Annotated in this window: 10 protein-coding genes; 8 read left to right on the forward strand and 2 right to left on the reverse strand. The window is 53.8% G+C overall.

Annotation, left to right across the window (positions count from 1 at the left end; translation table 11 throughout):
* Window positions 1–45 precede the first annotated feature (45 nt).
* Window positions 46–1,125, forward strand: coding sequence for an oxidoreductase (locus ACZ51B_RS10840; protein WP_464293342.1), 1,080 nt, complete (start codon window positions 46–48; stop codon window positions 1,123–1,125).
* Here the strand turns inward: ACZ51B_RS10840 and mutS are convergent.
* Window positions 1,122–3,689, reverse strand: coding sequence for a DNA mismatch repair protein MutS (gene mutS / locus ACZ51B_RS10845; protein WP_464293343.1), 2,568 nt, complete (start codon window positions 3,687–3,689; stop codon window positions 1,122–1,124). The genes ACZ51B_RS10840 and mutS overlap by 4 nt on opposite strands.
* Window positions 3,690–3,797: 108 nt before the next feature.
* Here mutS and ACZ51B_RS10850 point away from each other — a divergent pair, with 108 nt between their 5' ends.
* The 7 genes from ACZ51B_RS10850 to ACZ51B_RS10880 all read left to right on the forward strand — a co-directional run bounded on the left by ACZ51B_RS10850 (window position 3,798) and on the right by ACZ51B_RS10880 (window position 10,307).
* Window positions 3,798–4,190: a phage holin family protein gene (locus tag ACZ51B_RS10850; protein ID WP_464293344.1), complete on the forward strand. Its 393-nt coding sequence runs from the start codon at window positions 3,798–3,800 to the stop codon at window positions 4,188–4,190.
* The gene (locus ACZ51B_RS10855) at window positions 4,183–5,493 is read left to right on the forward strand and encodes a gluconeogenesis factor YvcK family protein (protein WP_464293345.1); all 1,311 of its coding nucleotides are present in this window, start codon (window positions 4,183–4,185) and stop codon (window positions 5,491–5,493) included. Before ACZ51B_RS10850 ends, ACZ51B_RS10855 begins: the two co-directional genes overlap by 8 nt.
* 47 nt (window positions 5,494–5,540) lie before the next feature.
* Complete coding sequence (gmk, locus tag ACZ51B_RS10860) at window positions 5,541–6,092, forward strand: guanylate kinase (RefSeq protein ID WP_464293346.1); 552 nt, start codon at window positions 5,541–5,543, stop codon at window positions 6,090–6,092.
* 15 nt (window positions 6,093–6,107) lie between these two features.
* Entirely contained in the window at window positions 6,108–7,280 is a 1,173-nt protein-coding gene (gene coaBC, locus ACZ51B_RS10865) for a bifunctional phosphopantothenoylcysteine decarboxylase/phosphopantothenate--cysteine ligase CoaBC (protein WP_464293347.1), read from the forward strand.
* A gap of 143 nt (window positions 7,281–7,423) precedes the next feature.
* Complete coding sequence (locus tag ACZ51B_RS10870) at window positions 7,424–8,470, forward strand: GGDEF domain-containing protein (protein WP_464293348.1); 1,047 nt, start codon at window positions 7,424–7,426, stop codon at window positions 8,468–8,470.
* A 79-nt stretch (window positions 8,471–8,549) separates the two neighbouring features.
* Entirely contained in the window at window positions 8,550–9,461 is a 912-nt protein-coding gene (locus ACZ51B_RS10875; RefSeq protein ID WP_464293349.1) for an FHA domain-containing protein, read from the forward strand.
* Window positions 9,462–9,476: 15 nt separating this feature from the next.
* Window positions 9,477–10,307 (forward strand): Stp1/IreP family PP2C-type Ser/Thr phosphatase, encoded by an 831-nt coding sequence (locus tag ACZ51B_RS10880; protein ID WP_464293350.1) that lies wholly within the window; start codon window positions 9,477–9,479, stop codon window positions 10,305–10,307.
* Here ACZ51B_RS10880 and ACZ51B_RS10885 read toward each other — a convergent pair.
* Window positions 10,304–13,567 (reverse strand): PAS domain S-box protein, encoded by a 3,264-nt coding sequence (locus tag ACZ51B_RS10885; RefSeq protein ID WP_464293351.1) that lies wholly within the window; start codon window positions 13,565–13,567, stop codon window positions 10,304–10,306. The genes ACZ51B_RS10880 and ACZ51B_RS10885 overlap by 4 nt on opposite strands.
* Window positions 13,568–13,599 lie beyond the last annotated feature (32 nt).

The raw sequence follows: 13,599 nt of genomic DNA on the forward strand, positions 1-13,599 counted from the left end.
TCTAACATTGAAACGAACTTGTTTAAGAAGCCATAGAGCATAGTGATGATCGAACAAGGCTTCCTTCTTGGGAAAGGACTGAATCTCAAAAACCGGCTGGTAGTAGCGCCTATGACTACTTATTCAAGCCACGACGACGGCACGATCAATCCGGAAGAGATTGAATATTTGAAGAGGCGTGCAGAGGGCGGCTTCGGGTTGATTATCACAGCGGCATGTTACGTTCATCCGCACGGACAGGCGTTCTCCGGACAGTGGGGATGCAGTGACGACAAGTTCCTCCCTTCACTACAGTCGGTTGCGGATGCAATCCACGAAGGCGGTTCAAAGGCGATCCTGCAGATCCACCATGGAGGGAGACAGTGTCCCGCTGCTTTGTGCGGTGGTAGACCTCTCTCAGCTAGCGCTATCCCGACCAAGGAGGACGCTCCCGTTCCCTACGAGATGACAGAGGACGAGATCTTGGAGACGATCGATGCGTTCGCAAAGGCGGCCGCTCGGGCTAAGCAAGCAGGGTATGACGGCGTGGAGATTCACGGGGCGAACACTTACCTGCTCCAACAGTTTGTGAGTCCTCACAGCAATCGGCGCTCCGACAGTTGGGGCCAGAATCGGCTGAAATTCCCGTTAGCTGTTACCGACGCAGTGCTCGAAGCAGTAGGTCCGGACTTTCCGGTTGGGTATCGATTCTCCCCTGAAGAAGCGGACACACCGGGAATTCGCATTGGAAAAACCTATGAATTGATTGACGAATTATGCAAGAGGAAGCTCTCCTACCTGCATATTTCGCTCCGGGATTATCAGCAGGGAAGCTTGCAGGCATCGTTCGAGGGGCCAACCCTGGACAACGTTGCGAAATACATTGGGGATCGGTTGCCACTGATCGGGGTGGGTTCAGTGAAGACTGTTGCAGATGCTGAGGCGATCTTGGCGGCAGGCTCCGACCTGGTTGCAATCGGGCGAACCGCTATCACAGATCCCGACTGGCCGCTGTACACAGAGCAGCATCGAGAACCCCAACTTAAGGTGCCTGCTACACATGCCAAGGAGAAGCTGGTGCTTCCAACGATTCTTACCGAAAAGATCTACGCCGTGACCGGTTGGTTCGACATCGAGTCGGCCTAGTTCTTCTGCCCAAAACGTCGCTTCCACTCATCGATCAGCTTGAGGGCTTCGATGGGTGTGAGGCGGTTGACATCAAGGCGTTGAAGCTCCTTCACCACGGGTGGTTCCTCGAACTCGAATAACGTCATCTGGAGCCGCTGGGTGGAGGGCTGGATCGCCTGAGGTGGCTCTGAGCGGTCCTCAAGGTCTTGTAGGATCTCTGTGGCACGTAGCAGGACAGTAGGCGGCACGCCTGCCATTCTGGCAACGTGAATGCCGTAACTGCGATCCGTGCCACCTGGAAGAACACGGTGGGTCCAAACAATGTCGTCCCCAAACTCTTCCACCGCGACTCGGTAGTTGGCTACGCTCGGCATCTGGTCCGCAAGCGCGTTGAGTTGATGGTAGTGGGTGGCGAATAGCGTCTTTGCGCCCACCTCTACTAAGTGCTCGATCATGGCCCACGCGATGGCCATGCCATCGTAGGTGGAAGTGCCTCTGCCGACTTCATCCAGGATGACGAGGGACCTTTCTGTTGCGTGGTTGAGAATGTTGGCGGACTCCACCATCTCCACCATGAATGTGCTTTGTCCCAGCGCTAGCTCGTCCTTTGCGCCGATTCGTGCAAAGATGCGGTCGCAAAGCCCCATCTTTGTTTCTTTGGCCGGGACGAACGAGCCTATTTGGGTCATGAGCACGATCAGGGCGTTCTGGCGTAAGAAGGTCGACTTACCCGCCATGTTAGGGCCCGTGAGGATGTGAGTTCTTGCACCGGTTGGCTCCGCGCGCGTCTCAAATTTTAGGTCGTTAGGTACGAAGGCGCTTGTTGAGGTTTCGACGACGGCATGGCGACCTGAGGTGACTTGCATTACATCTTCGTCGGTCAGCTCCGGCTTCACGTATCCGCGTCTGGAAGCAACTTCAGCAAGGGCGCCGAGCGTGTCGATCTCTGCGAGGGCACGGGCGGTTTGAAGGAGTGCCCGAGTATGTTCGGCTACACGGTTGCGGAGACGGTTGAAGAGGTCGACCTCGACGGCGGTTGCTTTTTCTTCTGCACCTAAAACCTGCGACTCATGTTCCTTGAGCTCTGCCGTGATGTAGCGCTCGGCGTTAGCGGTTGTTTGTTTGCGGATGTACTCGGCAGGAACCTTTGCTTGGTGTTGTTTGGAAACCTCCAAGTAGTAACCGAACACCGAGTTGAAGCCTACTTTTAGGGTGTTGATGCCCGTTCGTTCACGCTCCGCTTGTTCCAAACTGGCTATGTAGGACTTACCATTCTTGGATAAATCCCTCAGCTTGTCTAGTTCTAGGTCGTAGCCTTCTTTGAGGACACCCCCCTCGCGGATGGACATGGGAGGGTCGAGGATGAGGGCTCGATCCAGAAGGAGAGCCAGCTCTTGATGGTCGCTCATCTGCTCTCGCAGCTCTTGGAGTCTGCCGAGGCCCACTTTTCGGAGTGGCTCGGCGATGACGGGCAACGCCATGAGCGAGTTTCGTAAGGCAACCAGGTCTCTCGGTCCTGCGACGCCTGTTGAGACTCGGGAGACCAGTCGCTCTAAGTCGGAGAGTTTGCGCATGGCATCGCGCAAGTCGCCTCGGATCATGGAATGGCCCAATAGACGCTCGACGGCTTCTTGCCTGGACGTGATTTGTGCAAGATCCAAAAGGGGTTGTTCGATCCATCGCCTCATGAGGCGTGCGCCCATGTGGGTTACCGTTTCATCTAGGACTGAAAGGAGCGTAAACCGACGGGATCCGTCGGATAGGTTTTGGGTGAGTTCTAGAGAGCGGCGAGTTGCGGGGTCTAGCCTCATGAACGAATCCACTGAGTAGGTGGACAAGGAATCGACGTGGTTCAGGGGTAAGTGGTTTTTGTCGGCGTAGGCCAGGATCATCGAGGCGGCGATCACAGCGCTGGGTTTGTCTTCACACCCGAATCCTTGTAGGTTTGATGCGTTGAGTTGCCCTAAGAGCTTCTTCGCCGCGCGGTCGGCACTGAGTGTTCCCACTTGGGTGACGGAAGACCCTAGTGACGTTGAGGCAAGTTCTCCGTAGGCCTCACCGTGATTGTCGACGAGCAGTTCGGTTGGTCGCACTCGGGCGAGTTCTCCAAGTAGCAGTTCTTGTACGGCTTCTCCGAGCAGCTCCGTCACGGCGAATTCGCCAGTGGAGGGATCTAATATGGCTAAGCCTGCACGCCCATCTTGTATACAGATCGCAGCCAAGAAGTTGTTCTGGCCCGCGCTCAGCATAGAGTCTTCGACCAGCGTTCCAGGCGTGAGAACCCTCGTGACGCCTCGCTTCACTAGGCCCTTTGCGGCTTTGGGATCTTCTAGTTGATCGCACAGGGCGACCTTCAAGCCTTTGGCTAACAGCCGAGCAAGATACTTCTCAACCGAGTGAAATGGGACACCTGCCATGGAGATGCGTCCGTTGGCACCGTCTTCGCGTCCGGTGAGTGTGATTTCCAGCGCTGCCGCTGCTTCGTCGGCATCCTCTCCATAGAATTCATAGAAATCTCCAACGCGCATGGCGAGGAGGACACCCGGATGCTCTGCCTTGGCGGCAAAGTACTGTTGAAGCATGGGTGTATGAGGGGGCACGTCTTATTTTGAGCTACCCGAAGCCCTATCTCGCAATGTGAAAGCAGTACAGATTGCGGACTCGCGTCATAATGCGTTGAGAGGCAGATTATGAAGAGACTTTTCTTGCGTTGGATTCTGCTTGCGTTTTCTGTATTCGCGGCCTCGTTAGTAAGCCACGTCCTCGGTCTCGGATTTGAAGTCGATGTGTCCACAGCCGGAAAGGTGATGAATCTGCTGGTTGGTGTAGCAGTTTTGAGTTTGCTCAACGCTACTTTGGGGAAGATCCTCAAGTTTCTTACACTCCCGCTCAGCTGCATCACACTGGGTCTGTTTTCGTTGGTGGTCAATGCGGCTGTTCTGTATGCCGCGGCGATGCTTCAACTTGGATTTCGCATTACGGATACCGGGCTCAAGGCGTTCTTAGCCGCATTTGTAGCGAGCTTGCTCATCTCCTTTATTAATGGAGTGCTAGGGGTGTTCCTGCCCGACGACGATGATTAGAAATTATCGTCTCCGGAAGTTACTTGCTCCGACCGCAGGTCTCCTGAAGGCAGTCACATGGCTGGTGGTGGGGATCTTTTTGTGGTTTTTGGCCATTGGGCTTAGCTTTAAGAAGCTGATCTTTCCAGTTCTCGTGTGGTCTTCCGCAGGTTTACGCCATCTGCTCCTGGGTTTTGTGTCGCCGACCGAAGTAGAGATGGTCATGTGGTACATGGGCGGCATCCTGCTACTCGTGAGCTCAGTGATCGTGTTCTATGCCATGCGGACGGCGCTGAATCACATTGTGGAGACGCTGAATCCCGGACTGAAGTCGGGCAAAGTCGACGTTTACCGTCGCCGGCAACAACTGGCACAAGGTCCTCGCGTGGTTGCGATTGGTGGAGGGACAGGGCTTAGCACGTTGTTACGGGGCCTCAAGCATCACACCAGTAACATCACTGCCATCGTCACCGTGACGGATGATGGAGGTTCCTCTGGACAGCTCATTCGCGATAAGGGCATGATTCCGCCTGGAGACATTCGGAACTGTATGGTTGCCTTGGCCGATGCAGAAAAGTCGATGACGGATCTGTTCCAGCATCGCTTTAAGAACGACAGCGGATCCCTCAGCGGCCATTCGATTGGGAACTTGCTGATTGCGGCGATGGTGGATCAGGCTCATGGTGACTTCGAAAAAGCCATTGAGATTGCAAGCGACGTCCTTGCGATCCGCGGACGCGTGGTCCCTAGCACACTGGAGCATGTGAGCCTGAAGGCGATTTTGGACGATGAATCGGAGATTGCTGGGGAGACCGCGATTGTGGCTTCGGGCAAGCGGATCCGCAAGATTCTGTTGGATCCGAGCAACTGCAGCGCCACTAAAGAGGCTCTCGACGCGATTCGCGCCGCGGACTTGGTCTGCATCGGTCCGGGAAGCGTTTTTACGAGCGTCATTCCAAACCTGATCGTGCCTGGCATGGCTGAGGCCCTGCGGGACACTGAGGCGATTCGGGTCTATATCTGCAATGTAATGACCCAGCCAGGAGAGAGTGACGCGTTTACTGCTTCTGAGCACGTCACCGCGATTCTCAACCACGTACGGGATCGAGTGTTCGACATGGTCCTGGTGAATGACGGGATTCCGAGTGAGGAAGCCCTGAACAAGTACATGCACTCTGGGCAGAAGCTGGTTGAGGCCGATGTGGATCGCATTCGTGCGCTGGGCTTGCGCGTGATCCAGGGCAACTTGATGAGTGAGACGGACGTGGTGCGTCACGATCCCATGCGGGTTGCGGCCCGCGTGATTGGACTCTTATCTCGCTAGGAAACCGCCAATACTTAGTGCAGGCGATTCAGCCTAGTAAACTTTACATGTTGTCTAACGGAAAACTTGTCATATTAAGCGGTCCAAGCGGTGTTGGGAAAGACACGGTGATTGACCGGTGGCGCGAGCTGAATCCCCATGTAGAACGGGTGGTTGCTTACACCACACGGGATCCTCGCATCGGGGAAACGCATGGAGTGGATTACCATTTTGTGACCAGGGATCGATTCCTTCAACATGTTGAGAACGGCGACTTTTTGGAGCACAAAGAGGTTCACGGCAACTTCTATGCAACTCCTTTGCGCGACATGGAGTTGATGCTGGAACAAGGGAAAGTTGCCATTCTGAAGATCGATGTTCAGGGTGCACTTACTGCGATGGAGTTGCGACCAGAAGCTCTGACCGTCTTCATCATGCCTCCCGACGTAGAAGAGCTAGAGCGGCGCATCCGGGGTCGTGGCACGGATGACGATGCGACCATCGCCAAACGGTTGAAGAATGCCTATGATGAGATGGCGGTTGCGGATCGATATCAGCATCGCGTGATCAATGAGGACGTTGCCGAGGTAGTTCGGCGATTGGAAGAGCTTGTTAGCTAACGAAAAGGAACTAATTTGAACATCGTATTAGGTGTATCGGGTTCGGTGGCTGCGTATCGCGCCGCAGATTTGGCGCGTGAGATGATGCGCAATGGCCACACGGTTCGGGTTTGTCTAACGGACAGCGCGCAAGAGTTTGTGAAGCCTGCGCTGTTTGAGGCTCTCACGGGGCAGCCTTGTTTGATCGACACCTTCGAGGAGCCAGATCGTGGGCACATGGCGCACATTGAGTGGGCACGTCAGGCCGACCTCGTTGTAGTGGCACCAGCGACTGCCAATACGATAGTGAAGCTTGCTGTGGGCATGGCAGATGACATGCTCACCACATTGGTTTTGGCTTCGACTGCTCCGCTTTTGATTGCGCCTGCAATGAATCCTCAGATGTACGCGTCTGAGGTGACGCGCGAAGCGATGCGCAAGCTTGCGGCTCGGGCGACTTCGATTGTTGAGCCGACTGAAGGGGATGTCGCTTGTGGGGAACACGGGCAGGGCAAACTGGCGACCGTTCATGAAATCGCTAGTGCCGTAGAAGTTGTTCTCAAACGGTCGGAGCTGCTCAAGGGCAAGAAGGTCCTGATTACGAGTGGCCCAACGCAAGAGCCAATCGACTCGGTGAGATTTCTTACGAACCGTTCGAGTGGCAAGATGGGTGCGGCTTTGGCGCGAGCCGCTCTGCTCATGGGGGCCGAGGTCACCGTATTAGCTGGCCCATCCTCCGTTGTGTATCCGCTTAATGCCCGGGTGGTGCCTGTTAAGACAGCTGAAGAGATGCTTCATGCTGGTTTGTGGCACGCAACGGGGCACGACTTGATTATCGGTGCGGCCGCAGTAGCGGACTATCGCCCTGAACATCCGAGCGAGACGAAACTCCGACGCTCTGATGAGCCAGTGGATATTCGTTTGGTCCCGAATCCGGACGTGATCGCTGAGTTGGCAAAAGCTAATCCCGGAGCTACGGTTGTTGGCTTTGCGGCTGAGCCGAGTATTGAGCTTGAGACGGTGAAACAGAAGATCGCTCGCAAGAACCTAACCGCCATTGCGGCGAACGACATCAGTCGCCAAGATGTGGGGTTTGATGCCGATCAAAACGAACTGACGTTGCTATTCAGTGATGGTCGTTCGATTCAGAGTGGTCTCCAGACGAAGTTAGGTTGTGCCATTTGGCTGTTACAACAGATTGCAAACTAAGCCTTCTTCTTGTTGAGACGCTCCAGTTGCATGGACTTGAGTAAGTCAAAGGTCTTTGAGTGCTTTGACATATATCTGTGCGACCTCAGCATTTATACGGTGAGTCCTGGTGTCGCTATGAACCGACATAAAAGGTTGGACCTATGATCAGTTTCAAGTGGATGAAGAAGGCGCGTGGTTTCGGTGAGATGGACGCTCCCGAGGTTGGAGGCTTGCGAGGTCTCGCGCTGCGAGCAGCAGACCTGCATGAGGTTTTCATCCTTCGTCCTAACTCCGAATCTGCCAGCAGTTTTAAGAAGAAGAATGATGCGCTGAAAGAGAAGATCCTGATCGCCGAGGAAGATCGTGAGTTCGATGCTTTGTCTCAGAAGCTGGAAGCGAATGCTGAAGAGTTTGGAGAGATTCAGCGGAAGGAAGTTGACGCGTTGATTCACGAGCTTGGAAATTCTGTTCGAGATGCGTTGGATTCTTACAAACATTCGGTGGACGTTGCTGGTGAGAGCATCACGGAGATTCAAGATCTGAACGGAAGCCTCTCGCAGATTCAACATGCGAAGTCGCTTGATGAGGCAAAGGCTCATTTGACGAAGGGTCTCAGCTCCTTACGGGCAATGGTCAGCAAACAAACCCAGCGGCGCGACGCGATGCAGGCTACCTACGAGTCACAGCTTCGAAAAATGCAGGTGCAACTTGAGAAGCTCCAAAAGGAGAGCAGCACGGACGCTTTGACAGGTCTCGCCAACCGGGCGGCCTTTGAAAGACACTTCGCGAAGGTTGTATCCGCGATGCGTTCCACTCAAGATAAGGGCTCGCTTGCGCTGATGGATCTCGACGGTTTTAAAGCCCTCAACGATACTCATGGTCACCGTGCCGGAGATGCTGCGCTTATTGCATTCGGCACGCGTCTTAGGCAGAGCACGGGTGAGGATGCGTTCCTTGTTCGGCTTGGCGGTGATGAATTCGTCGTGGTGCACAAGCTGGATACCGAGAGCCTCGGACGGCTTCTCGTCAAGTTGGACTCTTCTCTTAAAGACAAGCCAGTGTACGCGGACGGCAAAGTACTCAATTTTGGGACGAGCTTTGGCATCACCGAAATAAATGGGGATAGTGATCTCTCAAAAGTGATGGCGGAAGCCGATGGTCTGATGTACCAGCACAAACGGGCGCGAAAACAGCAGAGAGTTGCATAAGGCTCTTCAATAGAACTTCAGATGTTCTGTTGAAAGAGTTAAACTAAGAGCGCCCGTTGCCCCGTCAAAGGAACAGCGTATGAGCGACGCCAACAAAACCCAGTTACTGATGTCGGACCCTAATCGCACTCAATTGGGTGTGGCCCCTACCATTGATCCTAACAAGACGGTGATGGGTACGGCTCCGTCCCTCAATGTCACGCAGATCGTCAAGCCGATGCAGTGCCCGGTTTGCAAGACCTTTAACCCTGCAGGAGTCATGTTCTGCATTGACTGCGGCCTGATTTTTGAGCGCGCTTTGGCAGAGGATGCCTTCGGTGCGCCAGCGGTTCAGGTCCCCATGTTGGTGGAACAGAGCGGGAAGGAGCAGCCGGTACGCCCTGGTGAGAACAGCATCGGACGTGAAGGCGACATTCTCATTGCGGACGGTCGCATCTCTCGTCGTCACGCAAAGATCACCAACGCCAATGATCAGCTAGTGATTGAGGATCTCGGTTCGACCAACGGAACCAAAGTGGATGGCACCGCGCTTATTGCTGGTGAAAAGCGGGTCTTGAAAGGTGGCGAAACTATCAATCTAGGTGGCGTCGAGCTGAAGGTGAGCATGCCTGGTGCGAAGGGTGGGAACACCACACAGGTGTTCTCTAGCAACAAGACCGCGTCTATTGCTGCTGCGCCACGAAAAGAGGTCGCTCCTGCCATGCTTGTCGGTGAGGGCAAAGAGTTTCCGCTTCGAGCCGGTGTTAACACGTTTGGAAGAAAGCCAGAGAACGATGTTCAGATTGCCGATCCTTATGTCAGTGGCAAGCATGGGCAAATCGAAATCACAGACCTTGGCGTATTTATAACTGACTTGGGCAGCTCCAACGGAACTGCTATCAACGATGCCAAGCTTGTGCCCAATATGCGAACCCAGATGACTCCTGAGGACGTTCTCAGATTGGGCAGCATGGAGTTCCAGGTTAAGATCACGCCCCCTTCCGGTAGCTAATATACAGACTCGAATATGGACGACATCACCGCAGAATATGCCGCCGACCAGTTGGTCACGACCGCCGAACTCCGTGTCCGGACATCGGTTACGGTAGCCGCTAAGACCGATCTCGGTCGCGTACGTGAGAATAACGAAGACAAGTTTGAGTTCTTCATGGCGGAGGACGATGCGACTCTCGCGAGCCGCGGGCTCGTGTTTATGGTCTGCGATGGCATGGGCGGCCACGCTGCCGGACAGATTGCAAGTGAACTTGCTTGCAAGACGTTTATTGATGTCTATCTCCACCACCCAGCGACTGAGCCGGAAGTGGCCATTGCCAGCGCAGTCACTGCGGCAAATCGATGGGTTCTGGATAACAGTCGAGCCTTTCCTCAGCGCAAAGGAATGGGAACGACGCTCAGTGGTTTAATTCTGCTTCAGGATTCCGTGTACACCGCTCAAGTCGGTGATTCACGTGTATATCGCCTTCGAAACGGTGAGTTGCTTCAGATGACCCACGACCACACTTGGGTAGACGAAGCGCTTCGCTTGGGAACCATGACCCCCGAAGAGGCTGAAAACCATCCTTACAAGCACGTTCTTACGCGAGCCATTGGCACGGAAGGCGAAGTGCGGCCAGACATTGAGAAACACGATCTTAAGGCCGGCGACATCTATCTGCTCTGCTCAGACGGGCTTATCAACCATGTGAGTGATGATGTGATCGGCGAAACCCTCAGGACGTTTGCTCCGGCGGAAGCCACGTGGAGACTCGTGGGGAGCGCCTTGCAAGGTGGAGGAAGCGACAACACCACTGTTGTGGTTGTGCGGGTCGACTCTCTTGAGAATGTTGAGAGTGTCTAGAGCAGTTCGGGCTTAGCGGAGTAGTTTCTGCTGAGCTCGAAATAGATCGTGGCACCTTCGTCTACGACGCCCTCGGCCCTTACAGAGCCGCCATGCATGGCAACGATTCTCTGAGCGGTAGCGAGTCCGATGCCCGTACCTTCAAACTTCTTGCTCGAATGGAGCCTTTCAAAGGCATGGAACATCCGTTCGGCGCCCTCCATTTCGAAGCCAGCGCCGTTGTCTCGGACAAAGAACTCTAGGTTGCTGGATGTCTTCTTGGACTCCCCAAATTCGATGATTGCCACCTCGCGATCGCGGGTGTACTTCACTGCGTTCTCCAGTAGATTGTGGAGCAGTGCGGTGATGAGGCTTTCGTCACCGAGAACACGAGTTGCATCTTGGATTCGCCAATCGAACTTGCGTGTTGGGTAAGCCTCGCTGAGTTCTCTTGCAATGGACTGGACGATGTCAGATAGGTCCAGCAATCGGACTTCCATCTTCTTCCGAGAAAGGCGTGACAGTGCCAGAAGGCTGTCGATGATCTCTGACATCCTGATGGTTGCAGCGTGGATTCTCTGGACACAGTGCTGCTCGTCCTCTCCCCCCTTTTCATTGACGAATGTCGTGAGGAATGTGTTGAATCCAGCGATTGCTCGAAGCGGCGACCGAAGGTCATGAGATACGGAATAACTAAATGCTTCCAGTTCTCGGTTTGCAATTTCAAGCTGCTTGGTGCGGTCGATAACCCGCAGTTCTAGTTCGGAGTTGAGTTGGTGAATCTCCTCCTCTATCCATTTTCGATCACTGATGTCGGTATTGATGGTGGTTACGGTCCACTTTCCGGGCGTGATGAGTTCAACTGATGCAGACTGCATGAACCATCGCAGGTTGCCGAAAAGATCGCGTACGCGGAATTCTTGGTTCCAATGGGGCGCATTTGAATAAAATGCTCGGGCGGCAGTCAGGTCAGTGGGAGGGCGATCATCAGGATGTCTCGCACGCCCCCATGCAGCCGAGTATGCCTCTCCTTCACGCATCTCAAGAGGAAGAACAATTCTCGCAGACTCTTCGTCTGGGAAGTAGGAAACCCACTCGAATTTGCCTGCGGCCCACTCCGGCCCATGAGCCTCCCATCCTTCTGGCGCGGTGACAATACTTGACATCACCATGGTTCGGGCGTGTCGTAGTACGTTGCGCATCGCTTGTTCAGCGAGTCTCTGTTGAGTTACGTCTCGAGAAATGCCGAACAATCGGTGGATCCTACCGGTTGCGTCTTTGACGGGAACCACCGTGGTAATGAAGTAGCGGAAACCCTGGAACGTTGTAAGCCCCAACTCGAATGAGATGGGTTCTGCGCGCTCGATGCACTCCCAATAACGCGGTGTTGCCTGCTCTACGGTTTCTTGGCGCATGCAATCTTCAATGAACCGTCCTTGGATCTCGTCGTTCTTCTTTCCGACCACTTGTTCCCAAGCTGGATTCACGTTAGCAAACTTGAACCGACCCTCTTCAGTCACATCGATCACGAAGATCATCTCCGCTGTGTTTTCGAACACCTCTCGGTATCGGATTTCACTCTCTCGAAGTTTGTTTTGAACGTCGATCAGTTCTTGCACATTTCGACCGATCGCGAGAGCCCCAACGGTCTTCCCTTCAACGTTGCGCTCTGGGACAATTCGAACGGCTTGAGTCGTCACGAGTCCACTCGGATCGCTCCACTCGATCAGAACTTCTGCGGACACGCCCGTCTCAAGGACACTGTGTAGCGCTTGGCCAAAGTCCGTTACTTCTTGGCTGGAATTTGCATATTCGCTAGGTTGTTGACCGATCACGTTATTGCGCAGTTGCCCTGTTGATCTTTCATAGGCTTCATTCACGAAAGTGCGTCGGCCCTGCGAGTCGTAGCGGATGATGACATCAGGTGAGTTTTCTGCCAGCGTGCGGAATTCTCGCTCACGCTCAATCAAGGCGAGTTCGCTTTCTTTGCGTTGCGTGATGTCGATGAGTTGAACAACCACCCGGTTCTGTCCCGCTTGAAACGCGTGTACTTCAAAAAAGATGTCTTTGCCGTTGAAGGAGTAGACATGCTCTTCGGGAACGAACGGTTCCCCGTATTTGGCCGCGAGCCGATAGCGTTCTGGGTTGTCTGAATATTGGAGTTCTGGAAACGCTTCTTCGATCGGCAACCCAATAAGTGGCGATGTGTCGATGTTTAATAGTTGATCGGTCGCTCGGTTTGTGGCGGTGAGAATGAGTTGATCGTCATCACGCAAATCATAGAGAAGCATGCCGACGGCGGTTGACTCGATGATTTTTCGAAGTCTTTGTTCCGACTCGCTCCAATTTTGCTCACTGATGATGCGCTCATGGATATCCACCGCGCTCACGCCAAAGTAGTCATCACCGAGCCAGAATATGGAGCTTGAGTAGAACCTCTTGAGCGGTTCGAACCAGTGTTCGCGGGTGACGGAGATGCCTGTTTGTGCTATCCCTTGCAACACAGGAAGCCACTCGTCCAGCGTTTCCTGTCCATAAAATTCTCTGAAGCGAAACCCTTTTGTTTGTTGCGTTACCTTGTCGGGTCCTTTGCGGTGGTTTGTGTCCTCAATGCTAAAGTCGATGATGTTCCCGTTTGCGTCGCGCACAGCTCGGTAGAGCGCTAAGTTGATGGGTGAATTCTTAAAGAACTCAGATTTTAGGAATTGCCGATGAGCCGCTTCATCTTCGTTGGCGCGACGCCCAGCGACATCGGAAATCCACCCCACCATCTGAAGAGGTTCCCCACTCTCTGACCATCGCGCTTGGCCTTGGACCTCGTACCACCGATACTCTCCGTCCTTACCAAGCAGTCGGTATTGAATGTGGTACGGCTCTTTCTCTTGTACGTGTCTTTGGATCGCGGCCCGGACACCTTCTAGATCTTCGGGGTGGATTTTTTCGATGAAGGAACTGATCTGGTCCGGAAATTCTTCACGCGAATATCCAAGTAGTGTCCGACAGTGATCGGAGTAAGTCAGTTGATTTGCGACAATGTCCCAGTTCCAGAAGCCTTTATCGTTTGAGACCAAAGACAATTGGTAAGTGTTTTCTAACTTCTTCTGAGAAGCAATAAATCGCAGGTGAGAAGCACAAGACAACGTGAGAAGAGCCGTGCCGCCCATGCCTAAAAGGATGCCCGTTGGTTTAGAGAACGTGATGCTTGCTATGGCGCCAATGAAAAGGCCACCGGAAACCAATCCCAGCACGACTGAGTTCGTTCTACTGGAATCGGCTTTCAAATTCAAGTTCCTTAAGGTGGGATGATTTCGAG

It is taken from the genome of Fimbriimonas sp. LA-C6, assembly GCF_055398105.1.

Coding starts and splice junctions, on each gene's coding strand:
- ACZ51B_RS10840 (WP_464293342.1), top strand. CDS start 46: ATGATCGAACAAGGCTTCCTTCTTGGGAAAGGACTGAATCTCAAAAAC.
- mutS (WP_464293343.1), bottom strand. CDS start 3,689: ATGCTTCAACAGTACTTTGCCGCCAAGGCAGAGCATCCGGGTGTCCTC.
- ACZ51B_RS10850 (WP_464293344.1), top strand. CDS start 3,798: ATGAAGAGACTTTTCTTGCGTTGGATTCTGCTTGCGTTTTCTGTATTC.
- ACZ51B_RS10855 (WP_464293345.1), top strand. CDS start 4,183: ATGATTAGAAATTATCGTCTCCGGAAGTTACTTGCTCCGACCGCAGGT.
- gmk (WP_464293346.1), top strand. CDS start 5,541: ATGTTGTCTAACGGAAAACTTGTCATATTAAGCGGTCCAAGCGGTGTT.
- ACZ51B_RS10870 (WP_464293348.1), top strand. CDS start 7,424: ATGATCAGTTTCAAGTGGATGAAGAAGGCGCGTGGTTTCGGTGAGATG.
- ACZ51B_RS10875 (WP_464293349.1), top strand. CDS start 8,550: ATGAGCGACGCCAACAAAACCCAGTTACTGATGTCGGACCCTAATCGC.
- ACZ51B_RS10880 (WP_464293350.1), top strand. CDS start 9,477: ATGGACGACATCACCGCAGAATATGCCGCCGACCAGTTGGTCACGACC.